Here is a 24,251-nt window from a genome sequence, read left to right as displayed (position 1 = left end):
CGATGCGCTCGTATCGGTTCCAGGGGTACTGTTTCGATGCAAGCGCATCGGTACGTGAGCGAGGAGAGAGGGCCATGCAGGACGCCCTGTGGAAGATGTCGGCCGCCGAGCAGGCGGAGGCTGTGCGCAACGCAGAAGTGTCAGCGGCCGAACTGGTCGACAGCCACCTGGACCGCATCGCCGAGGTCAACCCGCGGGTGAACGCGGTCACGCAGCTCCTGGCGGAGCGCGCACGCCGGGCCGCGGCACGGATGGACCGGCAGCGGGCCGCGGGTGAAACGCTCGGACCACTCGCGGGCGTGCCCTTCACGGTGAAGGAGAGCACCGCCGTCGAAGGCGTGCCGACCACGTTCGGCACGGAACGCTTCCGTGATCTGGTGGCGCCGGCCGACGCACCCCCGGTGGCACGGTTGCGCGCGGCCGGGGCCATCCCCATCGGACACAGCAACATCCCCACCCTGATCCTGGCGGGGATGCACACCCGCAGCGAGCTGTTCGGAGACACGGTCAACCCGTGGGACAGCAGCCGGACCCCGGGGGGTACCAGCGGAGGCGACGCGGTGGCCGTCGCCACCGGCATGGCGGCGCTGGGGCTCGGAAACGACTCCGGCGGGTCGGTGCGCATCCCGGCCCAGTTCTGCGGTGTGGCCGGGCTGAAGCCGTCCACGGGCCGGTTCCCCGCCGACCACCGCATTCTCGGGCCGGACGACCCGGGCCCGGCATCCCAGATACTGGTCACCGACGGCCCGCTGGCCCGGCGCGTGGGCGATCTCCGGCTCGCCTACGAGGTGCTGGCCGGGACGGACCCGCGAGACCCACGGGCCGTTCCGGTGCCCGCCTACGGCGAACCGCTCGCCGGGCCGCTGAAGGTCGCGGTCGTGGCGGACCCCGGCGGGCACGGCGTCCACCCGACGGTGCGCGGAGCCATCGAGACCGCGGCCGATGCGCTCCGCGACGCCGGATACGACGTGCGCGAGGTGCGGGACGTACCGCGGATGGGCGAGGCCCTGGACGCGTACGACCGGATCACCATGACCGAGTTCGCTCCGAACTGGCCGGCGGTACGCAAACTGCTCGGCAAGGGCGGGGACCGATTCATCGGGATGACGATGGAGCGGACCCCGCCCGTGAGCGCGGACGAGCTGATGAAGGTGATGGGAACCTGGATGAACATCCGCCGCTCATGGGCCGAATTCCTCGACGAGTACCCGCTGTTGCTCGGCCCGGTGTTCACCGAGCCCCCGGTCGGGCCGGGGCTGGAGTCGCGTGACAGGCCGGGCAGGGACCGGGTCGGGTCGGGAATGCGCCTGTGCACCGTGACCAGCTTCGTGGGCGTCCCCGGCGTGGCCGTACCGACCGGCATGGCCGAGGGGCTCCCTTCCGGGGTGCAGATCGTCGGCCGCGCGTTCCGGGAGGACCTGTGCCTGGACGCGGCCCAGGCGATCGAGGACCGGCTCGGGGTTCTCGCCCCGGTCGACCCGTGGGCGGGAGGCCGGGCCGATTGAGCTTGATCCTTTGAGTCTCCGCGCCTTTGAGTCCTTGGGTCAACTCCATGACCGGGACAGCCCTTAGGCTGTGCAAATGTCTGACAACGGCGCGTCATCGACCGGCTCGTGTACGGAAGAGCCCGGCGTCGGCGCGGAGCTGCCCGCATCCCTGCTCGTCGCCGGGCTCATGCTGGAACGGACGGAGAGCCCTCCGTCGCTGGCCTGCTGGACCGGCTGTTTTCCGCGTCCGGCGGGCACGGAGCCGGCCGGGGTGAGTCTGGTCGTCGAGCCGGCGGCCGCGCCGGAGGAGTCCACCCTCCAACTCGCTCACGTTGTTGTGAGCCGTTTCGATGCCTTGGTCGATCAAGCCCTGGAGTACTGCCGTATCCGGCTCCGGGAACGGTGCTTTGAGCTCACGACCGAGGAACTGGGCTGGCTGGACCTTCCGGAGTTGCCACTGGCCGTTCCCGAAGCAACGGTGTGGGCCGACCGGACCTGGGCGATCCGCTTCGCCGAGAGCAGGTTCCGTCTGGGGGACCCGCACGGAATCCTCGTGACCTTCGACGGAACACGGCCGGTCGACGTGGAGGGCATCGACGACGAGTGATGAACCACTCGTTGCACTTCGGAGACCCGGGACGGCCCGGGGCCTGGATCTGGGCCCGGGGCGGGGCGGCGGCGTACGAACGGTTCCGGCCCCCGGCCGTTCTTCGGCGACGGCGCCCTGCCCGGAAGCCCCGCCAACCAGGCGGCACTTCCGGGCAGGTTCGGCATGGCGCCAGGTCCGGGCGCGTCGTGCCCGGATGCTGAGGGCCTCCGAACCATGCGGGAGAGACCATGGACGACCGCCCCAGCCCTCAGGAAGCCCGGCAACCGGCCTCCACGGGCTCGGGACAGGCCACCCCCGGTCAGCCCGGGGTGATCGGAATCGCACTCGGCGGAGTGCTGACGGCCGCACTCGCGCAGGGGTCCTGGCAGTGGTTCGCCACATACATCGGGGCATCGGGGTGACACTGCTCGCGTTGGTCTTCTGCTTCCACCGACTACCGGCATGGAAACCCTGGCCTCGGATCCGCGTACATGCGGAATTGGGCCGCGTACTCGCTGGTCGTCGGCCTGTGCGTGGCGATCACGCTGGCTCCGGCGCTGCAGCGCTGGGCATGGCTTCTTTACGATGCCGGCGACGTGTGCCGGGTGCCCTGAGCTGGGCCGGTACGAGGGCATCAAGGCGGAGGCCGCGCTGTCGACCCTGGCGAGTCGCGAAAGCGTCGCCCTGGCTCACGCGCAGGAGGCCCAGAGCCATGCCGCCATCGCCGACTGCCTGTCAGCCACGGCGCGCAGAAGTCCTCCTCGTACGGGCTGAGCAGGAGCACGAGCAGGAGCGGCGAGCGGGACAGGGCGGCGGTGGGCGTCCCTCGGTCGGGCCGGGGTGACAGCAGCCGCGCCGCGCCTCGGCGCACAGCACCGTCGCACTCGGCGCGTCAGCCGACCAGGGAGCTCTCCTGCAGGCCACCTCGGGCGGGACGGCGGGACAGAGTGTCCCAGGCGGCTGCGACCGCGCCTTCGTGCGCGCCGGTCACAGGCTCGTGACGAGGTCGTCGAGCGGAGCCGGTACCTGGCCGGGGCCGAGGCTCTCCACCAGGAGACGGCCGTAGCGGATCTTGCGGCCCTTCTTCGTGCCGAGGAAGCGCCGCAACTGCTGTTGCCGGGGCCGACCGTCCTGCGCGGGCTGGCGCAGGAAGGTCTGCCAGGCGCGCAGGTCGCCCTCCGCCCCGATGATCTCCTCGACCCGTGCCGTGCCCAGCGCGCGGATGAGCTCGTCCTCCAGATCCGCCACGCATACGAAGAAGCCCTCGTGCGGCGCCCGCGCCCGCTTCAGGCCCCGGTCGTAGAAGCTCTGTTCGCCCATGTCGCACAGCCCCCTCAGCCGCAGGCCGAGACCGGGCGGCCCGAGCAGACCGGCGTAGCGGCCGACGCTCATGGCCCCGCCCATCGCCACGACACACACCCCTTCGGCGGCGAGATCCCGGCCACGGCGTGCGGCCAGCACTTCGACAGCCGCGAGGTCGCTCGGTCCTTCCAACAGCACCGCCGTCCGCAGCCCCAGCCGTACGGCCAGATCACTCGCCGGTGCGCCGGGACCGCCGGCCGCCCAGCGAGTGAGCGCGTCCTGAAAAGCCTGCATGCCCGCCATGCGGCAAGTCTGCCCTTCCGCCGACCGGCACGGCACACGATTATCGACCAGCGAACTGGCGAACCGGAGCCCGAAGCACGGGCACCCGTATTGACCGACCCGGGGACCAGAGCGGAGAAGTCCACACCACCGGGGCTTGCAGCCGGCACGATGGACCCCCACCCTGGTATGCGCAGATGAGTGGGGGAGCGGAGGCGAACACTCCCCTGCGGCGGCGAGGGAGAGCAGGGGATGTCCGACGCCGGCGTCCCCGCTGAAGAATGTTGACGGCGCCCACGGGCGACGGCATGATGACCAACTGCGTGGCCTACGCCGAACCTCCCGCGACCGTCCCCAGCACGGTCTCCCATCGGAGGCAAAGGGACCAGCGTCTCAGGTCGTCATTGCAGCCCGATCGCCTCGGGCGAGGTTGCTGGGGAACGGTCGCTCTGGGCGTGGAAGGCCGAGATGACTGCCCGTAGGAACTTCAAGCACCAGGTGCGTGCCCGCGCCGCCAAGACCGGCGAGTCCTACACGTCCGCCCTCCGGCACTTCCGACCGACTCCCTCAGGAGACGTCATGCCGGAAGCAAGGGACCCCAGGAGCGTACGGCTCGCCGTGGCGCAGACCCCCGTACGCGATGACCCCCGAGACGCTGAAGCGTTGCGCGAAAGCGGCCGTGAGGTCCGTGCGCTGATGCGCGAGGCCGGCACACGGGGCGCGAGGATCGTGCACTTCCCGGAAGGTGCGATCTGCTTTCCCAACAAGCTTGTCCTGTCCGTCGACGGCCCGGACGCGGTCGGCCCGGCGGACTGGGACCGGTGCCAGTGGCCCGTGCTCCAGTCGGAGCTGGCGGCGATCGCCGCGTTGGCACGCGAACTGCGGTTGTGGACGGTGATCGCCTCGGTGCACCGTCTGACCGGGCCGCACCGCCCGCACAACAGCCTCTACGTCATCTCCGATCGCGGCGAGGTCGTCACCCGATACGACGAGCGCCTGCTGTCGAAGACGAAGGTCTCGTACATGTACTCGCCGGGCATCTCGCCGGTGACCTTCGACGTCGACGGTGTGCGCTTCGGCTGCCTGATCGGCATGGAGATCCACTACCCGGAGCTGTTCGCCGAATACGAGAAGCTGGACGTGGGCTGCGTCCTGCTCTCCACGACCGGTGTCTCCCCGGGGGCCGCCTCCGCCCAAGCGCAGGGCCACGCCGCGGTCAACAGCTACTGGGTCAGCTTCTCGGTGCCCGCACAGCACAGCGCCACCGCACCGTCCGGAGTCATCGCACCCAACGGCGACTGGATTGAGCGGTGCCCCGCGGACGGCACGCCATCCGTGGCAGTGGTGAACCTTGACGACAGTTCCGAGGCCGCCGTCGAATCGGTGACCCACGCGCGTCCCTGGCGCCGCGAGTCGCGCGCGGGCGTCTACGCCGAGCACCAGGTGACCGACCCGCGCAGCCAAGACCGGACCGCGACCTTCTAGCGCCGAAACAGAATCCGAGGGATTCGCGGGTACGGGAGGACTCCCGCGCCGCGAACCCCTCGGATTCCGGGTCGTCGGTGTGGCCGGATCTGCTGGTGCTCGGCCGGCTCGGGGAAGGCCGGAACATCGCCCGGACCTGGGGAGATGGCGGGTATCGCCGAGGCTGACGACTTGGCGGTTGTGGAAGAAGTCGTCCTCCCGCAGTGTGGTGATGCTGTCTGAAGGCGCCCGGAAACCGGCAGAACCTGCCGACTCGATCGGCATCCTGATCCAGGACGCCACGACGAACGTCAGGGAACCGCCGTGCGTCACGATGATCTGGTGTGCGCAAGGGCTCTGCAGGATCTCGTCCATGGCTGCGTGGATACGCTGCGCACACACGGCCTTGGTCTCCGCACCCGCCACACTCTCGTCGTGGTTCATCCGTTCCCCGACAGCCGGCGGTGGGACGTAGCGCCGGTCCAGCCGCTCCTGGGGCCTTCCCCCCTGCCCCACCGTAGGACTTCTCCCGCAGCCTGCGATCCAGTACCGGCTTCACACCGAACCGTTCGGCCACCTCCTCGGCCAGTCCGCAGGGTGCGCTGGAGATCCGAGGAGAACAGCTCCACTGCTCGTGAGTGTTTCGATGCGGCCGGCTGCTCCGGCCCAGCGTCCCCGCACAGGAGAGTGCATTGCACCTCATTGCCGTGCGTGCCTCGCCGGTCGGGTGAACGACCGGCGAGGGGCGAGCCCGCCCGCTCATGGAAAGGCGACCATCGGGGGATTGGCCATATCCGAGGGAAAGGGCCCATTCCATGCGTCGTGCACTGATCATCGTCGATGTGCAGAAGGACTTCTGCGAAGGCGGCAGCGTTCCGGTGAAGGGCGGCGCGGACCGGGCAGCGGCCATCGCCGACCTGGTCCGGCGCCCTGACGAGCGGTACGCCTTCGTCGTCGCCACCCGTGACCACCACATCGACCCGGGTGCCCACTTCTCCGACCACCCGGACTTCCAGGAATCGTTCCCCGTGCATTGCGTCGTCGGCAGCGAGGGAGGCGAGTTCCATCCGGACTTCGCGCCCGCCGTCGAATCCGGACACGTCGACGAGGTCGTGTTCAAAGGCGCGCACTCCGCATCGAAGAGCGGTTTCGAAGGCTTCACCCAGGACGGCACGACACTGTCCGCCTGGCTCAAGGCCCGTGACGTCACCGACCTCGATGTCGTCGGCATCGCAACCGATCACTGCGTGAAAGCCACCGCCTTGGACGGTGTACGCGCGGGCTTCACGGTACGGGTCCTGCTCGACTACACCGCCGGTGTCGCCGCCGACACCACACGCACCGCAGTTGACGAGCTGCGCCGAGCCGGAGTCGCACTGAGCGGCCACCCCGTCGTCGCCGCCTGAACCGGCTGGTCCCGTCAGGTGGTGGTCGGGACATGCACCGATGGGTTCGGCCGGCCACTGACTGCGGTCCCGCCGAACCGGCCCGGCATGCCGTGCGCTTGGCCATCCGTCACCAGCCAGCCCGGATCACCGTGGTCGACGCGTCACCCGGTGTGAGGCCTGGCGCCCTTGCCACTCAGGGAGTTGGGGGCGAGGTAGGCTCCCTGGGCCATTGGGAGGGGGAGGGCATGTCGAGGAAGAAGGATCAGCGGGATCACAGTGCAGCGCGGCGTCGCCTGGCGAAGGAGCGCAGGTGGACGTACACGGACTGGCATCCCGAGCGCATGCAGTTGTGCGCGGCGCCGCTCGGTGTCGATGCCGAGAAGGCGAGGGCCCTGGATGCCGTGAGTGGCACCCTGGACGGCCATTGGTTCAGCGTCTTCGACTGTGTCACCGACGACCCCTCGGCCACCCGCACCGTATACCTCGTCCAACTGCCGGCCGTGCTCCCGCTGGTCGCGGTGAGCCGGCACTCGCTGGCCGTGGACACCATGGTTCCGCTGCTGAAGCGGCTCGTCACCGAGCGCCCCGACCGTGATCTGTACGAGATCGGTGACCTGGCCTACGACGCCAACCATGTGGTGGAGAGCGTGGACCCGGAGGTGGCGGCGCGGCTCCTCACCCCGGCCGTGCGTGACCTCGCCGACGACCGCCGCTGGCTGCAGTGGCAGGTGGAGGGCGGCTACCTCGTCTACGCGGCGCCTCCAGGGTCGCGCAGGGAGCAGGACGACTCCCACACGATCCTGACCGAACTGCGTTCCCTGGTCGACCTGGTGGAGGCCATGGACCCGGGCCTGTGGGGCGAGGCAGCGGGTGCGGCCCCTGGTGTCGGCGAGGGCCGTGCGGCGGCGGAGACGGAGATGGAAGTGGAGACGGAGGGGAATCCCGGCGATGCCGAGGGCGGCTCGGCGGATGCGGTGCCACCGGCCGTGCCGGACACCGTGCCCCGGGCCGTTTCGGACGCCGTTCCCACTGCCGGCGCAGGGCCGGGGCCCCGGCCCGGCAGCGGACCGTCCGCCATGTTCCGCGGGGGCCCGGCCCATACCGGTGTCTATCCGAAGGGCACACTGCCGGCCGGCTTCGAGGCGTGGAGCGTGCGGCTGCCGGACGCTGTCGTGGCCGCTCCGGTCGTCTGCGCGGGCACCGTGTACGTCAACTGCTCCGACGGCCGCTGCTACGCGCTGGACGCGGTGACGGGCGCGGCGCGTTGGTCCTTCGACGCGGTCGGCGCCCTGAAGGAGACACCGGCGGTCGCCGACGGGACGGTGTACGTCGTCGGCCAGTCCGGCGTGCTGCACGCGCTCGACGCCGCGGACGGGCAGGAGCGCTGGCGGCAGCGGGTGGGCCACTCGGGCGCCCCGGTGGTCGCCGACGGCCTGCTCCACCTCGTCCACCACCCGGCCAACCTGCTGCGCGATGCCTCCCGGATCCGCGCGCTGGACGCCGCGACCGGCGAGGAACGCTGGGCTCGGCGGCTGCCCGACGGGTCGGCCGCCGCGGCGGCGGTCGCCGACGGCCGCGTCTATGTGCAGGGCGCGCGGGCCCAGTTGACCGCCTTCGACGCGGTGAGCGGCGAGGAGTTGTGGCACCAGGACTCCACCGCCGCCCAGTTGAGCTGCTGCACCCCGAGTGTCGCGGGAGGCATGGTCTGCGCGGGCACCGGCGCCGGCCGACTGTACGCCTATGACGCCGCCACCGGCCAGCAGCGTTGGGGCGCACAGGCGGCCGGCGTGGTCGACAGCACCCCGGCGCTGGCCGAGGGCCTGGTCTTCGTGGGCGACAGCCACAGTGGCGTGTACGCGATGGACGGCAACGACGGCGGGCTCCTCTGGCACCTGCCGGATCGTTACGGTGCTTCCTCCCCGGCGATCTGCGGCTCGTCCGGGTGGATCGTCGGCACCAAGTACGGCCGCGGGCTGTTCAAGATCAGCCTGAGCACGGGCGTGGTCCTGTGGCGGCACGCACTGGATGGCCGAGGGACCGGCCCCGTCCATGCCGACGGGGTCGTCTACGTGGGCACGCACGCCGGTACGGTGCTCGCGGTGGACGCCGAGACAGGCCGCAAGCCCGTCCGGGCGCGGCGCAGGATGCGGGTCTGAGCAGATGGGAGAGGAGCAGGGGGTGTGGACCGACGTGGTCCGCCTGGTCGGCGCCGATCCGGACGAGGTACTGCGTACGGCTCCGCCTCCGGCAGACGAGGCCGGGCGGCGTACGGAGACCGTCTACCGTTCGGTGGCCCGGCGGCTCATCGGGGCCGACACCGTGGGCCGGGCCCAGCTGCTGTCCCTGGAGGCGGCCCGCTTCGGGTGGCCCGGCCTGGCCGCACGGTTCGCTTCGGCCACGCCGCCAGGGGAGCCGACCGCGCCCTGGCGGGTCGGCTGGGCGACGGGACGACTCGTCGACGAGCGGACCGTGCGGGTGCTGCGCTGCGACGGCGTGCATGCGGCGTTGGCCGTGCGGAACGGGCGTCTGGTCGCCGTGGACGCCGGTCCGTTCGGCGAGGTACGGGCCCTGGACGTGCTCGACGGGGCCTCGGCGGACCTGTTCAAGCCCCCGCAGGACGCCAGGGTGTTGGGCTCGGTCGAGGCGGGCGGGCGGGTACTCGTCCTGACCGGCCACGAAGCGTGCGACCGGCACTGGAACACCGACCGGCAGCGGCCCGACGACACCGTACGGTCCTGGGACCTGAGCACCGGCGAGCCGGTGGGCGAGCCGTTCGCCGTGGCCCATGGTTGCGTCACCGCGGTGGCGTCCGCGCAGGTGGACGGCAGGACACTCCTGGTCGGCGGCTGGGACGGGCTGGTCCGGGTCTGGGACCCGGCGACCGGCCGGGAGGTCGCCGAGCCTGTCGGGGGACACCGGGGCCGGGTGACCGCCGTCGCGACCGCGCGGGTGGCCGGCCGCCCGGTCGCCGTCACCGCGGGGGAGTACGACCCTCACGTCCTGGTCCGGGACCTGCTCAGCGGCCGCCCGGTCGGCCCGCCGCTGAGTGGCCACTCCGCGCCGGTCCTGGCGGTGGCCACCACCTGCGGTGACGGCCGGACCCTGGCCGTCACCGCGAGCGAGGACCACACGGCCCGTGTCTGGGACCTGGCCACCGGCCGGCAGATCGGCACCCCACTCACCGGCCACGGCCACCGCGTCAGCGCGGTCACCACCGCCCGCGTCGACGGTCGCATCCTCGCCATCACCGGAGGCTTGGACAACACCCTCCGGGTGTGGGACCCGCTCACCGGCACGCAGCTCGCCGACGCGTTCACCGGCCATGACCAGCCGGTGCGCGAGGTGGGGCTCACCACTGTGGACGCTCGGCCCGTCGTGGTCGCCCGGTCCTCCGACGGCCAGTTGCGTACGTGGCACCTCACCGCACATCGACACGGCGGCGACGCCCTCGACGGGCCGGGCCGGGAGACCGCGGCGCTGGCCACGGCCACCGTGGGCCGCCGACCGGTCGTGGCCACGGGCCGGTACGACGGCACGGTCGACCTCTGGGACCTCGCCCGTCCGCGTGCCACCCGGCCCCTGCCCGGACACACCGGCGCCGTCCTGGCCATGGGCATGGCCACGGCCGTCGTGGAGGGGCGCACCCTCCTGCTCACCGCGGGACGGGACGGACTCGTGCGGATCGCCGATCTGGAGACCCGTGAGACGTTCGGGGCGCCGCTCGACTGCCGGGACACGGAACCGACCGCCCTCGCGACGGTCGTCGTCGATGGCCGGACCCTCGCCCTGGTGGGCACCCGGGCCGGAACCGTGCGGATCTGGGACCTGGCCGCACGGCAGGAGACCGGACCGCCCCTGGCCACCGGCGACGACCGGGGCGTGCGCGCGCTGGGCGCCATCGCGGTCGGCGGCGACACCACCCTCGTCACCGGTCACGCCGACCGCGCCGTCCGGATCTGGGGCCTGGCCGACCGCACCTCGCTCGGCCGGCCGCTCCACGGTCACACCCGCGCGGTGGAGCGGGTCGCGACGGCCCTCGTGGACGGCACGCCCGTCGCCGTCACGGCCGCCGGGTACGACCCGCACCCGAGGGTCTGGGACCTGGCGACGGGCCGGGAGCGCGGCGAGCCGCTGTACGGCCACCGCCGTCGGATCGCGGACCTGGCCCTCACCACGCTCGACGACCGGACCATCGCCGTCACCGGTGGCGACGACGCCACCGTCCGCGCCTGGGACCTGCACACCCACACCCGGATTCTCCGGGCCCTGCGCCTTCCCTACCGGGTGCACAGCGTGACCTCCGTCGACGGCGGCGCTCTGCTGGTCGGCTTCGCCGATGAACTGGCCCTGCTGCCCCGGGCAGACCTCGCGGATGCTCTCCGCTGATCCGGCTGTCCGGACCAGTGCGCGTGGTTCCGTGTGGTGGTCCGCCAGGGCGCTCAGCCCGGACTCGACGGTTGGTTGTCGAAGGCGGCCGAAGGGGGGAAGCAGGGTGGTCGGCGAATGCCGCTCAACGAGCAGTCGGCTCGTAAGGCGTGTCCATCGGCCTGCGTTGTGGGTGTCAGGCCGTGGAGGCGGGGCCGGGCGGCAGGTGGACGGTCATGATCAGGTGGCAGGTTTCGGTGCCGACACCGCGGTAGGCGTGGGGGGAGTCGCCGTCGAAGGCAGCGGTCTGCCCGGCTTCGACGGAGTGCTCGGCGCCGTCGACCACCAGGGTCATCCCGCCGGAGGTGACACTGATGGTCTCGACGACCCCGGCCTGGTGGGGATGGCTGGGGTATTCCTCGCCCGGCCGAAGCTGCCACCGCCAGACCTCGACCGGGGCCGGGCCGGATGTCGTCAGCATCAGCCGGGCTTCGCCGCCTTGCTCGCCGGTCCACAACGGCATCATGGTGTCGGCGGTCACAACGCGGACACGGCCCTCGGTCCGCCCTTCCATGAGGGCGGACACGGAGACGCCGAGGGTATCGGCCAGCCGGACCAGGGTCGCGAAGTTCGGGTTCCCCTGCGCCTTCTCCAGCGCGACCAGGGCGCCCTTGCTGACCTTGGCCCGTCGGCCGAGTTCGTCCAGGGAGAGCCCGGCGCGGGTGCGTGCCGCCCTGACGTTGTGCGCGAGCGTCCGCAGAGCCGCGTCCGTCTCGGTCATCCGATCACTTCCTTGCAGGTGGACCACTGGAATGCACCGTACGGTCGGTTGGTTGACACGAGACGGTCGGTCCGTTGTACGGTTCGGTCGTTTCACTGAATAGTAGGGGATGTGTCGTGATCGCTCTGCTGCTGGCACTGGGCAGCTCCCTGGCCTACGGGTGCGCCGACTTCCTCGGCGGCCTCGGCGCCCGCAAGGTCCACGTTCTGCGCACCGTGATGATCGCGGCCCCGGCTTCCCTCGCGGTCGAGCTGATGCTGTGGCCGGTGCTCGGTGCCTCGTTCGGTGTCGGCGCCGTCGGCTGGGGTGCCGCGTCCGGAGTCGCCTCGGCTGCCGCGTTCTCCCTGCTCTACCGCACCCTGGCGATCGGCCCCATGAACGTGCTCTCGCCCGTGACAGCGCTGGTGTCCGCCATACTTCCCGTCGGCGTGGGCCTGTTCCAGGGGGAGCACCTGGGCGTCGCGGGACTGGTGGGCCTGCCGCTCGCGCTGGCCGCGGTGGTGATGGTCAGTGCCGGTCACGGCGCAGGGTCGGCGCGGCCACCGCGTACCGCCCTGCTGCTGGCCCTCGGTGCCGGCGCGGCCATCGCGCTCCAGCTGGTCTTCCTGCACCAGGCGCCATCCGACAGCGGGGTGGCACCGCTGATCGTGGGCCGCGCGGTCTCCTCGGCCATCACCCTGGCCGCGGCCGGGCTGATGTTCCGCAGACTGGGATCCGAACGGCCCGCCTACGCGGTGTCGGCTGCCGCGGGTGTGCTGGACTCGCTGGCGAACCTGCTGTTCCTCATGGCCGCCCGCAGCGGGGACCTCGCCGTCGTCGCCGTCATCACCGCCCTGTACCCGGCGGGCACCGTCCTGCTCGCCCGCAGCGTGCTCGCCGAGCGTATCCACCGAGGCCAGTTGGTCGGGCTCGGAGCCGCCGCCGTAGCCGTCAGCCTCCTCGCCCTGACCTGAGCCCACCGCGCGGCCCGACCCATGGATCGCGCAAGGAGAGAAGCATGTTCATTCAACCCTGGGACGCCGCCCTGGACGAGGCCGAATGGCAGACCTGGATCGCCGCCGGCCACGACTTCGGACAGCTCAGTGTCAACGGCCCGCCCGGCCGGCCGCCCACCGTCGTCCCCACTCACTTCACCACTGACAACGGTGACCTGCTGATCCACCTCGCCCGGCCCAACCCGGTCTGGAAGGTGATAGAGCACGACCCGAACGTCACTTTCACCGTCATCGGCGACTACGCCTTCATCCCCGGCCCCTGGCGCGCCAAGCCGGACATCCCGCCCACCGACGGCGTCCCCACCAGCTACTACGCGGCCGTGCAGTTCACCTGCCACGCCCACCTGGTCGACGACCCGAGGCCAAGGCCGAACTGCTGCGCCGCCAGCTCGCCCACTTCCAGCCCGACGGCGATCACGCCCTGGTCGCTGTCGACCGGCCGCCCTACGGCCGAATGCTGCCCGGCATCCGCGGCCTGCGCCTTCAGGTCACCGACGTGCGGGCGAAGTCCAAGTACGACGACCACAAGCCCGTCGAACAGCGGGCCGACGTCGCCGACCGCCTCACCGAACGCGGACAGGATCTCGACGTTCCCACCGCACGGCATCAGCGCCGCCGCCTGGACCGCCTCGGCCCCTGGAAGCCGTAACCCCCACCCCGCACGCCCACACGCACCGAGTAACGGAGCCCTCCATGACCGCCTTCCGTATTGCCCCCGCCGTCGCCGACGCCTTCCCCGACACCCTCATCGCCGTGGTCACCGCCACCGGCCTCCGCGGCCACGAGTCCTGGCCCTCCACCACCACCGCCCTTCAGGACCTGGAGCAGCAGCTCGCCGATGGCACCTGGCAGCCCGCCGACGAGACCGACCCGAGGATCGAGGCGTGGCACACCGCCTACCGCTCCTTCGGCACCAACCCCCGCCGCATCCGCCCCAGCGTCGACGCGCTCGGCCGCCGCCTCACGAAGAAGGGAACCCTGCCGCGCATCAACCCGGCCGTCGACTCCTACAACACCGTATCCGTCCAGCACGGCCTGCCCGCCGGCGCCTTCGATCTCGACCACGTCACCGGTGACGTCGACATCCGGTACGCCGACGGCACCGAGGAATTCACCCCGCTTGGCGAGCCCGAGGCCGTCGAGAACCCTAAGCCCGGCGAGATCATCTACACGGATACCACCGGCGTCCTGACCCGCCACTGGAACCACCGCGACGCCCACCGCACCCGAGTCACCGAAGACTCCACCCACGTCGCCTTCGTTCTCGAAACCCTCCATACCACCCGCGACGGCCACCTCCTCAAGGCCGCAGCGCTGGAACTGCAGGGGCTCCTCGTCCCACATGCCGAACAGACCGCCGTGTACTACCTCAGCCCGGACCAGCCTCAGTTCACCATCTGAGGATCGGCCCCGGTCCTCAGCCTCGGACCCGCGGCAGGGAAGCTTTCCAAGATTCCGTGAGCTCGTCCGGGCCGTTCACGTGCGTTGGTTCAGGGCTCGTGTCAGCTCGCGGTTGGCGGAGCGGGCGGCCTCCAGCTCTTCGGTCCGTTCGTCGAGTCGACCTTGTGTGGCAACGAGTTCCTGGTCGAGCATCGTGATGCGTCGCTGGAGCTGGTCGATGTCGGTCGCAGCCCCGAGGCCGGATTCGGTCCAGGCCGCCTCGCCGGGTATGGCGGACAGACGCTTCTCCAGTTGCCGCACTCTGGACGACAAGCGGCTGTTGCGCTCCAGCGCGTTGGCCAGGTCGGTTTGCATTGAGACTCGGCTGACCGCCGCGATCCGCCCCTCTTGTCTTGCGGTGGGGTGATGGCGGCGGCATGGACGCGTTCGAGCAGGTCACGGTGGCGGTAGAGGAAGGTGCGGTCGACGCGTGCCGCGCGGGCGAGGCCGGAGACGGTGATGTCCTGGTTGTCTCGCAGGGCGGTGTCGAGGGCGGTGAGGACGCGTTCGCGGCGGCGGGCTGAGTCGGCACGGCGGCCGTTGGCCATGGGGTTGGTCATGCGGTTCTTCCGGGACGCAGGTCGGGCAGTGGCTGGCGGATGCGGGGCATGCCGAGGGAGACGGTGCGGGTGCGGCGGACCACCGTGATCGCTTTCTGGATCTGGGAGCGGTCCTCGTCGGTGAGGTCTTCGAGGTCCTGGCGGACGCGTTGCACCAGTCGGCGGACGTGGGTGATTTCGTCGTCCGACGGCATCGCTTCGCTCGCGGTCTCCGGCATCGGCGGGCGGCCCACGCCGCCGCGCACCTCGATCACGGCCACGTTGTAGCGTTGTCCGACTCCGACTCCGACACCGCAATCGCCGACGTGGCGATCTCGACACCGTCGGCTCTGACAGCGGCTCGGAGAACGTGCCGTGAGTTGACCTGGCGGAGCTGCAGGACTTCGTGATGGCCTCTCGTCCGCCGGGATAAGTTTCTACCGTCCTGGTGCCGAGGCGGGAAAGGGGGGCAGGTATGGCGCGCGCGGCGTTACTGTCACCTGTCGATGTGTGGTTGCTGGTACGAGAGCGTCCGGTTCCGCTGCAAGGCGCGACCCGCGAGCTGGTCGACGCGCTCGTGGCGCTCCACGGACCTCGGTTCGCCGTCTGGCACACCGACGAGTTCGTCTTCGGTGTCCGTGAGGGGAAGCTGATTCTGCGGACGCTGGGCGGCGCGGATATTCCAGCCCCGAAGGTCGTGTGCGTGCGTCAGATGCCCGGCTCGATGCATTACGACCGAGAGGTGACCCTCCTGCGGCATCTGGAGCGCATGGGGGCCACGCTCCTCAACCCGCTGGACGCGCAGCTCGTGTGCCGGAACAAGATCTGGCAGTTGCAGGAACTGGCCCGTGCCGGACTGCCGGTGCCCGACACTCTCTCTTACGCGACCGCCCCCCTGGAAGGCGTCGTACGCACCCGCCACATCGACACGCCGTGCGTGGTCAAATCGGTCACCGGCCACAAGGGCAAGCAGGTGTTCCTCGCCCCCGACGCAGATCTGCTGCACGGAGTGGCGGGCGCCCTGGCACATGAGACACCGCACCTCTTCCAGGAATACGTGTCCCACTCGCACGGCCGGGACCTGCGCCTGATCGTGGTCGACGGCGTACCCGTGGCCGCCGCGGTCCGTACCTCCCGCGACGGTAGTCTCACCTCGAACGTCGGGCAGGGAGGCACTGCCACCCTGTGTCTGGGCCGCTATCCGGAGGCGGAGGACCTGGCCGTCCGGGCTGCCGGGGCCGTGGGACTCGCGATCGCCGGGGTAGACCTCCTGTTCGCCTCCGAGGACACGTACACCATTTGCGAGGTCAACGCCGTCCCCGGCTGGCGTCCTCAGATGACAGCGGTGGCTCCCGCCATCACCGACTGCATCGACCGCCGCCTCAAAGCCTGGCCGCACACGGAGCCAGGACCTGCCTGAGACAGCCTTCCCCGTGCGGAGCGCACCCTGTTCACCCGTCCTGCTCCGAAGTCTGTCAACTTTCTCGAACCGTGCTCGCGGCGGCTCGGAAGCGGTGACCGAGCTATCACGAGAAGGCCCGCCGCCGCCATGACCGCGCGCCAGGCCAGTGGTCGAAACGGCAGGCTCAGCGGGGAAGACGGATGACACCCACGGCGTGGTGGTTGCTGGAGGGTTCCGGATCGGTATCCGGGCAGCCTGTCGACAGGCTGGGAACGATCATCCCCATGCCCACGACGGAACGGCTCGGCCGGCTCCGTCGCCGATCGCTCATCGACCCAGACGCCGAAGTCCGTCGTCGAGCCGATGCGGCAGCCACCACTGCCCGGTCGGACCACCGCTTCGAGATCGACCGGTCCGACGTACCGGTAACACCGCCCCCGCATGCTCATGCGTTTCAACCTAGAACACTTCCAGTGCACGCCGTCGGAATCCGGGGCCGTCGGGACTCACCCTGGCGTGCGCGCCACGGAAACCGATTCACTGGCCGAGAGATGACGGCACGATCGCCAGCGGGGTGAGCGTCACGCCGATCACAGGTGCCAGCGTCTGCGGTGCCTTGCGGAGAGCAGCCACGGTAGCCTTCGCGCCATGCCTGGAATATCGGTGGCACACTTCTATGACGAGCTGGCCGATGACTACCACCTGGTCTACGAAGACTGGAATGCGAGCGTCCGTCGGCAGGGGGATGCCCTGCATGCGGAAGACGTCTTCGACGTCCGTCCCGATACTGGTGTAGTGGTGTGTGCCAACACCTCGTGAACCCGGGCCACCGGTAGCCAGCACCACGAGGGGGACAGTGGCCCCGGCTGCCGAGCGTTCCGTGTTCAGGCGCTCGAAGATCCCCGGGTACCGCTGCTCCGCCTCCCGCTCCAGCTGGGCGGGGTGTTCGAGGGCAGTGGTGGCAGCCCGGCCCTCGCGCGGATCACCGCGTGCGGCGTGGCACTCCAACTCGCGCTTGCATACGGCCTGTCGGGATCGGGGCTGCCCGGCATCCGCCTGGCCATGGCGCTGGCGATGGCCGTCCAGTGTGCAGCCATCGCCAGGATGTATCGGCGCACGGAACATCCGACGGCTACTGACTGCGACAAAAGCAGGGTGAGCGTCAACGTCGCGGAGCGACATGACGGGCAGGGGAGGGAGTGAAGTGAGCGGAGTCGTGAAAGGTCCAGGACTTCAGACGGCATGGCCGGACGAGCAGCCGTCGTTCGAATCCGAGGGGCTGAGGCACAGGGAGCGAGTGCAGGATTCATCGTGTCCTCCAGCAGACCGTCGGATGGCACGGATGCTCTAGAAACGGGGCTTCTGCCTCGCCGTAACGGGTGACAGCGAGGGCAATGCGGGGCATGTGTACGAATCTGCAGCGGATGCCCAGCGTTACGGGGACGGCCCTCCCAAACGTCCTCGTTCGAGGGATGGTCGCCCGTTCGGCCGCTTGCTCCGAGGGTTTCCGGCCAACCTGAATCCCTGGCCGCTCCGTGCAGCAACTGCGCGGCGAAGACGCACGCCGCGCGGCGTCACGGTGGCAGCAATGGCCCGATTCCACACGGCCGAAGCCTCGCCGCCGAGCCACCGTGCCAGGCTGCCGTCCACCGCGGCGCCACCCGCCCCGCTGCGCTTCTGCGGCCCAGCGACGCGCGTCCACCACCCGACAGCGAGGAACCCGATGACCGACGACTCCACACCAGAGGTGCTCACCGGCGGCTGCCTGTGCGGGCACATCCGTTTCGAAGCCACCGGCGAGCCCTACGACCCCCACCTGTGTTCCTGCCCCCACTGCACCCGCTTGTCCGGCGGCCCCTTCATGGGCTGGGTCGGCTTCCAGCGGACCGCCTTCACCTGGACCGGTCCCGGCATGCCCGCCTCGTTCCGGTCCTGGCCCACGTTGGAGCGGTGGTTCTGTCCCGTGTGCGCCACGCCCCTGGGGGCGGCGGGTGACGGGGAGGATCTCCTCGGTGTCTGCCTCTCGGCCCTGGACGACTGCGACGAGATCACCCCGATCGGTCACAGCTTCCGCGACAGGACCCCCACCTGGCTTCCGCCCATTCCCTCCACCCGGCCGACGTTCTGATCTGCCGACCTCGGGGCGACCCGGTGAGTGCCGACGACGGTCGGGTCATGGACGGCGTGTCCGGGCCAGGCGGACCGGGGACCGTGCGCCGTCCGCACCGCCCATGTGCCGAGGTGCCGCAGTCGCAGCGGATGAGCACGCCGACCGTTGGCGCGCGGCAGACCCGTCCGGCGGCTCATCCGGTTCGGTGACCGCCCGGCCGGCTCCGTTCGCGCGATGTGCGGAGGTGGGAGAGGCTCGGTGAGGGCCGACGGGCCACATCGCCCGCCGCGGCCGTTCCGTGCTCGCTCCGCCGTACCGGAGGTCAACTCGTGTCGGCATCGAAGAACTCCCAGGTCCACCTCGTCGGCGGCGGCATCGCCTCGCTCGCCGCAGCCGCCTTCCTCGTACGAGACGCCGGGGTGCCCGGCGAGAACGTACACATCCTGGAACAGCTGCCGATCCTCGGCGGGTCGATGGACGGAGCCCCCGCCCCGACCACCGAGGGCGGTTACGTCACCCGTGGCGGCCGGATGTTCGAGGAAGAGCACTACGTGTGCCTGTGGAACCTCCTGGAGACGATTCCGACCCTGGACGATCCGGCGATCTCGGTACGACAGGAGGTGCTCGCCTTCAACATCGAGCACCCCACGAACGCCAAGGCCCGGATCATCAACGGCGACCGCACCATCGCCGACGCCTCCCAGCTCGGTCTGGACGCCCGCGACCGCGTCGACATGACCCGGCTGCTCGCGCTGCCCGAGCGGGTCATCGGCGCGCGTCGTATCGACGACTTCTTCCAGCCGCACTTCTTCGCCACCAACTTCTGGTGCATGTGGCGTACGACCTTCGCATTCCAGACCTGGCATTCGGCGATCGAGCTGAAGCGTTACTTCCTTGCCTTCGTCCAGGAATTCGACCGTATCCACACGTTGTCCGGGGTGCGGCGCAGCAAGTACAACCAGTACGACTCCGTCATCCGCCCGATCCAGGAGTGGCTCACCGCCCAGGGCGTGCGGACCGAGTTCGGGGTGACCGTGGCCGACGTGGACTTCTCCGACCCCGCCGCTCGACGGATCTCCCGATTGCACCTGGAGCGCGACGGCGTCGAGGCGGGAACGATCGAGCTGGGCGAGGAGGACTACGCGTTCCTGACGATCGGGTCGATGACGGCCGACACCACGTACGGCGACCGCTCCACTGTCCCGGAGCTGATCCGCGACAGGCGCGACGGATCCTGGCGGCTGTGGGAGTCGATCGCCAGGAAGGCCCCGGACTTCGGCCGCCCGACCGCGTTCTGCGGCAACATCGACGAGACCAAGTGGGAGTCCTTCACCCTCACCATGACGGGCAGCACTCTCCTGGACCGCATCCAGGAGTACACCGGCAACGTCCCCGGCGAGGGTGCCCTGATGACCTGGAAGGACTCGCGCTGGCTCCTCTCGGTCGTCGTGCCGGCCCAGCCGCACTTCCGGGACCAGCAGGAGAACACGTACACGCTGTGGGGATACGCGCTGTTCGGCGACGTCCCAGGCGACCACGTACCGAAGAAGATGGACGACTGCACCGGCGCCGAGATCCTTGACGAGCTCCTCGGACATCTCGGTTTCGACGACATCGCCGACGAGGTCCGGGCCACCACCAAGGTGACCACGGTCCAGATGCCCTACATCGACGCCCAGTTCCAGCGTCGCGCCGTCACGGACCGGCCGCTGGTCGTTCCCGACGGCGCCGAGAACTTCGCGTTCCTCGGCCAGTTCGTCGAGATCCCCGAGGACGTGGTCTTCACCGTCGAGTACTCGGTCCGCGCCGCCATGCTCGCTGTCTATCATCACTTCGGCGTCGACAAGAAGATCCCGACGATGTACCACGGTCTCTCCGATCCGAAGATCGCCTGGTCCGCGCTGAGGACCGCCTTCGCCTGATTCCGAAGCGGACCACGCACCACTTGAACGGTGTCGGAGGAGGTTCGGTGGGGGCCGTGTCCGTTCTGGACACGTGCCCCTCATGATGCCTGGCACGTGGACGCCGGCCGATGGCGGATTCAAGCCCCTGCCGGAGGGCCCCTCGGCGGAGAGCGTCAACCTGGTCGACCCGATGCACTCGTGCGGGGGACTGAATGTGGTTGTGGCCTCAACAGTCGCCGCGCCTGGCCAGACTGGGCCTCCGGCCGACCGGCCGATGACGGGGCTCGGAGGTGGAGCGTGGGGCGGGATGCGTCACCGTACAGCCGGACTCATGGCGCGGCCGGGCCGGACGAGTCGGCCAAGCAGGTCCTCCTGAATGAGTCGGGCGGGTCGGACGGGCCATCGGATGGGTCCTCACCCCACACCCCGTTCTTCCTCGGGGCGGTCCCCAGCCCCTCGCCGCACCCCGACGCGGGGACCATCGGGAAGCGGGTGGAGGCATGGCTGACCGCCACCGGTGTTCTCGGCGGGAGTCCTCGGACGTTCCTGGCGCAGGGGCATGTCGACCTGATCGTGCGCGCGTGGGGTGACGCTCCCTGCGGCCCGGGTCTGGCCGCGGCGGCGAAATGGCTGATGCTCACCTGGATTCTCGACGATCGGTTCGACGACCAGTGGATCGGCCGGCCGCCGGCCGGGGCCCGGCAGACCGTCCGCGCCCTCACCGACGTTCTGGAAGCCCCCCGGCCGACACACGGGTCGGCTGATGGCCGCGCCTGCCGGAAGACCGAAAGCACAGGGAAGACCGGGGGAACCGGGCACACCGGACCAGCGGATCCGCTGGTCCGGGTGTTCGCCGTGCTGTGGGACGAGACAGCCGCTCTGACCACGCCGGCGTGGCGGGCACGCTACGCGGCGCACTTTCGCTCCTACCTGTATGCCTCGCTGGACTACCTGGAGGCGAGCACCGCCGGGGAGACCGTTCCCACGCTCCCGGAGTACCTCTTCCACCGGGACCGGGACGGGGCCGTGCTGTGCGCGGCAGGCTGGACCGAACTGGCACACGGCCTGGACATCTCCGACGAGGTGTACGGCCACCCGCAGGTGGTGGACGTGCTGATGCGCTTCAACCACGTCGTCTGCTGGGTCAATGACCTCTACTCGGCCCAGGGCGAATCCGCCGCCGGCAACGGCAAGAACCTCCTTCGCTCCCTGACCGTCCACGAGGACCTCACGCCCGACAGCGCCGCGGCCCGGGTCGGCGCGCTGTGCGAGGCCGAGCTGATGACGTTCGAGTTCCTGGCCGACGGCATCGCGCGGGGCCCGTCGTGGCCGGAGGAGGTCCGGGCGTTCTCCCGGGCACTGCTCCGTTTCGCCCATGCCCTCGTCCACTGGACCGCGACGGCAAGGCGCTACCGCACGATGGAGGTACGTCGATGATTCCCCGACCGCCCGGGGCGCTCCCGGTACTGGGACACCTGGTGCCCTTCCTGCGGGATCCGCTGGTGTTCCTGCGTTCCCTGCCGCAGCACGGGGACCTCGTCCGGATCCGGCTCGGCCCGGTCACCGTGGTCGTGGTCTGCGATCTGGAACTGACCCGGCAGGTGCTGCGCGAGGACCGGGTCTTCGACAAGGGCGGCTTCCTGTTCGAACGCATCAGGGACTTCGCCGGGAACGGCCTAGTGACGTGCCCGCATGCCGACCACCGCCGCCAGCGCCGCTACGTGCAGCCCGCCTTCCGCAACGAGCGGATCGGCCAGTACGCCGAGGTGATGGAGCGCGAGGCGCGGCGCCTGACAGGTTCCTGGCACGACGGCCAGGAGGTCGACCTCACCGCGGAACTGAGCCTCACCGCGGGCCGCAGCCTGGTCGCGGCACTGTTCACCCAGTTGCCCTTCACCGGGCTGAGGGAGACCGTCGAGGACTTCGTGCTTCTCATCGGGGGCTCGTACCGGCGCATGCTGCTGCCGCACCGGTTCAACCGGATCCCGCTGCCGGCCAATCGCCGCTACGACGGCGCACGCTCCCGGCTCACGCGCCTGGTCGACGAGGTCGTCACCGCCTACCGCGCCGATCCGGACGACCGGGGCGACCTGGTGTCGATGCTGGTGGCCGCCGACGAGAACGGGCACATGCTGACCGGTGCGGAGATCACCGACCAGATCATGACGATCTTCGCAGCAGGCTTCGACACCATCGCCAACTCCACGGTCTGGGCCCTGCATCTCCTCGCCCAGCACCCGCGGATCGCCGACCGTGTCCGGGCCGAGGCCGACACCGTGGGGGCGGCCGCCGCACCGGGGAGCGTCGAAGGACTGGAACTGACCGGCCGCGTCATCCGCGAGGCCGTCCGCCTCTACTCGCCCGGCTGGCTTCTCACCCGCGTCACCACCACCGACACCGATCTCGGTGGGCACCAACTACCCCAGGACACCGCGGTCGTCTACAGCCCCTACCTCCTGCACCGCCAGTCCCGGTACTTCCCCGAGCCGGATCGCTTCGACCCCGACCGCTGGCTCGGCATCCACCCGCAGCGGGGCCCGTTCATCGGGTTCGGCGCCGGGCCGCGCCGCTGTGTCGGTGAGCAGTTCGGGCTGACGGAATCGACCCTGCTGCTCGCCACGATCATGCGAACCTGGCAGTTGGACCACGTACCCGGCAGGCCGGTACGCGAAGTGCCGCTCGCCACCCTGCGCCCCGGCCCGGTGTGGATGCGCGCGACCCGGCACCACGCCCCCGACCCGACCGGAACCATCCCGTGAGCACCGCCCTGGTCCTCGGGGGCGGCCTGGCCGGACTGCTGGCCGCCGCAGCCCTCGCACCCCATGCCCGGCAGGTCACCGTCATCGAACAGGGCAATCTGCCGGACGGGCCGGAGCCGCGCAGAGAAGTGCCCCAGGGCCACTTCGGCCACATCCTTCTCGGGGGTGGCGCCGACGCGCTCGACTCCCTGCTGCCCGGCACCGTCGACGCGCTGCGCGCGGCCGGGGCCCACCACCGGCAGATCCCCTCCGGACTGCTGATGCGCCTGGGGACGGGCTGGCTCCCGGACCACGACTCGACCACGTTCCTGATCGCCTGCAGCCGGCACCTGCTCGACCACGTCGTGCGGGAGCGGATGAGCGGCCTGGCCGTAGCGGTCCGTACGCGAACCTCCGTCCTGGGCCTGCTGGGAGACGCGGGCCGGGTCGACGGAGTGCTCGTGGAGAACCGGGACGGGACGCGCGAGACGCTGCCGGCCGACCTGGTCGTCGATGCCACCGGTCGCCACTCCCGGGCCCCGGAGTGGCTGCGCGCCCTGGGCTCCGAGGAGGTGCGCGAGGAGCGGTCGACGCCGGACTCGCTTACGCCGCACGGCTCTTCGACGCGCCAGGCGGCAACGACGGCTTCCCGGTCGTCAGCATCGTCCCCGTCCCCGGCCGCCGTGTACCCGGACGCGGCGCCACGGTCATCCCCATCGAGGGCGGCCGCTGGATCGTCACCCTCTCCGGCACCCGCGGCGGTGAACCCTCCCGGAGCGAGGCCGGTTTCGAAGCGTTCCTCAGCTCCCTGGACCACCCGGTGGTTCACGGTCTGGTCCGCGCCGCCCGCCCGATCGGCCCGATCCGCACCTGCCGCAGCACCCTCAATCGCCGCCGCTTCCACGAGGACGGTGCCCCGGCCGGGTTCACGGCGGTCGGTGACGCGGTGGCCGCGCTGAATCCGGTGTACGGGCACGGCATGACGGTCGCCGCCCAGTGCGCCGCCGCCATCCGGGCCGTCCTCCGCATCGAAGGCCTGCACCCCGGCGTGGGCACTTCGATCCAACGGCGGGTCGCCCAGGTCGTCGACACACCGTGGACCATGGCCGAGGAACAGGACCGGGGCTTCCCCGGCGCGAAGTCGAACGGCCTCTCCGCCAAAGGCCCCATGGACCGTCTCGCCCGTTGGTACGGTGACCGGCTGGCCCGCGCCGCACTCACCGACCCGGCCGTCTTCGCCGCGTACTTCGACGTGTTCGCCCTCACCGCCCCTGCGGCCCGCCTGGCCGCCCCCGCAGTTGCCTTCGCCGCGCTGCGTCCCTGCCGGAGAAGGCCACCGACCGCCGCCGAGGCGATCGGCCGCCATCGACGGGTGGCCGAACTCGCCGGACACCCCTGACAGCGGCCGACACGACCACTCCACGGCTGTCGCCCGTATCAACTCCGGCCTGGATTAGCGACGTCC

General features: G+C 70.7%; 22 protein-coding genes and 3 pseudogenes. 20 read left to right on the top strand and 5 right to left on the bottom strand.

Annotated features, from left to right (window positions below):
* Positions 1-74: 74 nt before the first annotated feature.
* The 3 genes from GA0115234_RS40025 (at position 75) to GA0115234_RS42705 (ending at position 2,498) form a co-directional block, all read left to right on the top strand.
* Positions 75-1,505, top strand: a complete 1,431-nt coding sequence (locus tag GA0115234_RS40025; protein WP_093551656.1) for an amidase — start codon at positions 75-77, stop codon at positions 1,503-1,505.
* A 76-nt stretch (positions 1,506-1,581) separates the two neighbouring features.
* On the top strand, positions 1,582-2,094 hold the full coding sequence (locus GA0115234_RS40020; protein WP_093551654.1) for a hypothetical protein: 513 nt from the start codon (positions 1,582-1,584) through the stop codon (positions 2,092-2,094).
* A 230-nt stretch (positions 2,095-2,324) separates the two neighbouring features.
* On the top strand, positions 2,325-2,498 hold the full coding sequence (locus GA0115234_RS42705; RefSeq protein WP_176729407.1) for a hypothetical protein: 174 nt from the start codon (positions 2,325-2,327) through the stop codon (positions 2,496-2,498).
* Positions 2,499-3,063: 565 nt separating this feature from the next.
* On the opposite strand, the gene GA0115234_RS40010 is transcribed toward GA0115234_RS42705, so the two are convergent.
* Positions 3,064-3,681, bottom strand: coding sequence for a TOPRIM nucleotidyl transferase/hydrolase domain-containing protein (locus GA0115234_RS40010; protein WP_093551652.1), 618 nt, complete (start codon positions 3,679-3,681; stop codon positions 3,064-3,066).
* Positions 3,682-4,128: 447 nt separating this feature from the next.
* Between GA0115234_RS40010 and GA0115234_RS40005 the strand changes: the two genes are divergently transcribed.
* Positions 4,129-5,145, top strand: a complete 1,017-nt coding sequence (locus GA0115234_RS40005; RefSeq protein ID WP_093551650.1) for a carbon-nitrogen hydrolase family protein — start codon at positions 4,129-4,131, stop codon at positions 5,143-5,145.
* A gap of 264 nt (positions 5,146-5,409) precedes the next feature.
* On the opposite strand, the pseudogene GA0115234_RS44050 reads toward GA0115234_RS40005, so the two are convergent.
* A pseudogene (locus tag GA0115234_RS44050) lies at positions 5,410-5,568 on the bottom strand (histidine phosphatase family protein); the annotation flags it as partial.
* Between the two features lie 371 nt (positions 5,569-5,939).
* On the opposite strand from GA0115234_RS44050, the gene GA0115234_RS39995 reads away from it, so the two are divergent.
* The 3 genes from GA0115234_RS39995 (at position 5,940) to GA0115234_RS39985 (ending at position 10,898) form a co-directional block, all read left to right on the top strand.
* Positions 5,940-6,530: an isochorismatase family protein gene (locus GA0115234_RS39995; protein WP_093551648.1), complete on the top strand. Its 591-nt coding sequence runs from the start codon at positions 5,940-5,942 to the stop codon at positions 6,528-6,530.
* A 227-nt stretch (positions 6,531-6,757) separates the two neighbouring features.
* Entirely contained in the window at positions 6,758-8,668 is a 1,911-nt protein-coding gene (locus tag GA0115234_RS39990) for an outer membrane protein assembly factor BamB family protein (protein WP_161275752.1), read from the top strand.
* 4 nt (positions 8,669-8,672) lie between these two features.
* Complete coding sequence (locus tag GA0115234_RS39985) at positions 8,673-10,898, top strand: WD40 repeat domain-containing protein (RefSeq protein ID WP_161275751.1); 2,226 nt, start codon at positions 8,673-8,675, stop codon at positions 10,896-10,898.
* A 175-nt stretch (positions 10,899-11,073) separates the two neighbouring features.
* On the opposite strand, the gene GA0115234_RS39980 is transcribed toward GA0115234_RS39985, so the two are convergent.
* On the bottom strand, positions 11,074-11,658 hold the full coding sequence (locus GA0115234_RS39980; protein WP_093551642.1) for a helix-turn-helix domain-containing protein: 585 nt from the start codon (positions 11,656-11,658) through the stop codon (positions 11,074-11,076).
* Between the two features lie 116 nt (positions 11,659-11,774).
* Here GA0115234_RS39980 and GA0115234_RS39975 point away from each other — a divergent pair, with 116 nt between their 5' ends.
* The 4 genes and pseudogenes from GA0115234_RS39975 to GA0115234_RS39965 all read left to right on the top strand — a co-directional run bounded on the left by GA0115234_RS39975 (position 11,775) and on the right by GA0115234_RS39965 (position 14,054).
* Positions 11,775-12,611 (top strand): EamA family transporter, encoded by an 837-nt coding sequence (locus GA0115234_RS39975; protein ID WP_093551640.1) that lies wholly within the window; start codon positions 11,775-11,777, stop codon positions 12,609-12,611.
* A 44-nt stretch (positions 12,612-12,655) separates the two neighbouring features.
* Positions 12,656-13,027: pseudogene (locus GA0115234_RS44575) on the top strand (FMN-binding negative transcriptional regulator); the annotation flags it as partial.
* Between the two features lie 80 nt (positions 13,028-13,107).
* A complete protein-coding gene (locus GA0115234_RS44570; protein ID WP_365356529.1) occupies positions 13,108-13,302 on the top strand; it encodes a hypothetical protein in 195 nt (64 codons plus the stop codon).
* A 44-nt stretch (positions 13,303-13,346) separates the two neighbouring features.
* A complete protein-coding gene (locus GA0115234_RS39965) occupies positions 13,347-14,054 on the top strand; it encodes a B3/B4 domain-containing protein (RefSeq protein ID WP_093551639.1) in 708 nt (235 codons plus the stop codon).
* Between the two features lie 75 nt (positions 14,055-14,129).
* On the opposite strand, the gene GA0115234_RS44045 is transcribed toward GA0115234_RS39965, so the two are convergent.
* On the bottom strand, positions 14,130-14,408 hold the full coding sequence (locus GA0115234_RS44045) for a hypothetical protein (protein ID WP_237542131.1): 279 nt from the start codon (positions 14,406-14,408) through the stop codon (positions 14,130-14,132).
* 62 nt (positions 14,409-14,470) lie between these two features.
* Between GA0115234_RS44045 and GA0115234_RS44040 the strand changes: the two genes are divergently transcribed.
* Complete coding sequence (locus GA0115234_RS44040; RefSeq protein ID WP_237542130.1) at positions 14,471-14,617, top strand: hypothetical protein; 147 nt, start codon at positions 14,471-14,473, stop codon at positions 14,615-14,617.
* Positions 14,618-14,649: 32 nt separating this feature from the next.
* Here GA0115234_RS44040 and GA0115234_RS39955 read toward each other — a convergent pair whose 3' ends face one another.
* Positions 14,650-14,907: a hypothetical protein gene (locus tag GA0115234_RS39955; protein WP_256088932.1), complete on the bottom strand. Its 258-nt coding sequence runs from the start codon at positions 14,905-14,907 to the stop codon at positions 14,650-14,652.
* Between the two features lie 233 nt (positions 14,908-15,140).
* On the opposite strand from GA0115234_RS39955, the gene GA0115234_RS39950 reads away from it, so the two are divergent.
* The 8 genes and pseudogenes from GA0115234_RS39950 to GA0115234_RS44025 all read left to right on the top strand — a co-directional run bounded on the left by GA0115234_RS39950 (position 15,141) and on the right by GA0115234_RS44025 (position 24,185).
* Positions 15,141-16,052 carry an ATP-grasp domain-containing protein gene (locus GA0115234_RS39950; protein WP_256088931.1) on the top strand — a complete coding sequence of 304 codons (912 nt, stop codon included), beginning with the start codon at positions 15,141-15,143 and terminating at the stop codon, positions 16,050-16,052.
* Positions 16,053-16,682: 630 nt separating this feature from the next.
* On the top strand, positions 16,683-16,853 hold the full coding sequence (locus tag GA0115234_RS44035; RefSeq protein WP_237542126.1) for a hypothetical protein: 171 nt from the start codon (positions 16,683-16,685) through the stop codon (positions 16,851-16,853).
* A 904-nt stretch (positions 16,854-17,757) separates the two neighbouring features.
* A complete protein-coding gene (locus GA0115234_RS39940) occupies positions 17,758-18,162 on the top strand; it encodes a GFA family protein (protein WP_093551635.1) in 405 nt (134 codons plus the stop codon).
* Positions 18,163-18,473: 311 nt separating this feature from the next.
* Positions 18,474-20,066, top strand: coding sequence for an oleate hydratase (locus GA0115234_RS39935; RefSeq protein WP_093551633.1), 1,593 nt, complete (start codon positions 18,474-18,476; stop codon positions 20,064-20,066).
* 474 nt (positions 20,067-20,540) lie between these two features.
* Positions 20,541-21,485, top strand: coding sequence for a terpene synthase family protein (locus tag GA0115234_RS42700; RefSeq protein WP_093551630.1), 945 nt, complete (start codon positions 20,541-20,543; stop codon positions 21,483-21,485).
* A complete protein-coding gene (locus tag GA0115234_RS39925) occupies positions 21,482-22,807 on the top strand; it encodes a cytochrome P450 (protein WP_093551628.1) in 1,326 nt (441 codons plus the stop codon). Before GA0115234_RS42700 ends, GA0115234_RS39925 begins: the two co-directional genes overlap by 4 nt.
* Positions 22,753-23,268, top strand: a pseudogene (locus GA0115234_RS44565) (FAD-binding protein); the annotation flags it as partial. The gene GA0115234_RS39925 and the pseudogene GA0115234_RS44565, both read left to right, overlap by 55 nt.
* A 62-nt stretch (positions 23,269-23,330) precedes the next feature.
* Positions 23,331-24,185 carry a hypothetical protein gene (locus GA0115234_RS44025; protein ID WP_093551626.1) on the top strand — a complete coding sequence of 285 codons (855 nt, stop codon included), beginning with the start codon at positions 23,331-23,333 and terminating at the stop codon, positions 24,183-24,185.
* The last annotated feature ends 66 nt before the right edge of the window (positions 24,186-24,251 follow it).

The organism is Streptomyces sp. DvalAA-43 (assembly GCF_900091725.1).
Taxonomy (GTDB): Bacteria; Actinomycetota; Actinomycetes; order Streptomycetales; family Streptomycetaceae; genus Streptomyces; species Streptomyces pulveraceus.
This window is presented reverse-complemented; position numbering and strand designations above follow the sequence as displayed.

Coding starts and splice junctions, on each gene's coding strand:
- GA0115234_RS40025 (WP_093551656.1), top strand. CDS start 75: ATGCAGGACGCCCTGTGGAAGATGTCGGCCGCCGAGCAGGCGGAGGCT.
- GA0115234_RS40020 (WP_093551654.1), top strand. CDS start 1,582: ATGTCTGACAACGGCGCGTCATCGACCGGCTCGTGTACGGAAGAGCCC.
- GA0115234_RS42705 (WP_176729407.1), top strand. CDS start 2,325: ATGGACGACCGCCCCAGCCCTCAGGAAGCCCGGCAACCGGCCTCCACG.
- GA0115234_RS40010 (WP_093551652.1), bottom strand. CDS start 3,681: ATGGCGGGCATGCAGGCTTTTCAGGACGCGCTCACTCGCTGGGCGGCC.
- GA0115234_RS40005 (WP_093551650.1), top strand. CDS start 4,129: ATGACTGCCCGTAGGAACTTCAAGCACCAGGTGCGTGCCCGCGCCGCC.
- GA0115234_RS39995 (WP_093551648.1), top strand. CDS start 5,940: ATGCGTCGTGCACTGATCATCGTCGATGTGCAGAAGGACTTCTGCGAA.
- GA0115234_RS39990 (WP_161275752.1), top strand. CDS start 6,758: ATGTCGAGGAAGAAGGATCAGCGGGATCACAGTGCAGCGCGGCGTCGC.
- GA0115234_RS39985 (WP_161275751.1), top strand. CDS start 8,673: ATGGGAGAGGAGCAGGGGGTGTGGACCGACGTGGTCCGCCTGGTCGGC.
- GA0115234_RS39980 (WP_093551642.1), bottom strand. CDS start 11,658: ATGACCGAGACGGACGCGGCTCTGCGGACGCTCGCGCACAACGTCAGG.
- GA0115234_RS44570 (WP_365356529.1), top strand. CDS start 13,108: ATGCTGCCCGGCATCCGCGGCCTGCGCCTTCAGGTCACCGACGTGCGG.
- GA0115234_RS39965 (WP_093551639.1), top strand. CDS start 13,347: ATGACCGCCTTCCGTATTGCCCCCGCCGTCGCCGACGCCTTCCCCGAC.
- GA0115234_RS44045 (WP_237542131.1), bottom strand. CDS start 14,408: ATGCAAACCGACCTGGCCAACGCGCTGGAGCGCAACAGCCGCTTGTCG.
- GA0115234_RS44040 (WP_237542130.1), top strand. CDS start 14,471: ATGGACGCGTTCGAGCAGGTCACGGTGGCGGTAGAGGAAGGTGCGGTC.
- GA0115234_RS44035 (WP_237542126.1), top strand. CDS start 16,683: ATGCCTGGAATATCGGTGGCACACTTCTATGACGAGCTGGCCGATGAC.
- GA0115234_RS39940 (WP_093551635.1), top strand. CDS start 17,758: ATGACCGACGACTCCACACCAGAGGTGCTCACCGGCGGCTGCCTGTGC.
- GA0115234_RS39925 (WP_093551628.1), top strand. CDS start 21,482: ATGATTCCCCGACCGCCCGGGGCGCTCCCGGTACTGGGACACCTGGTG.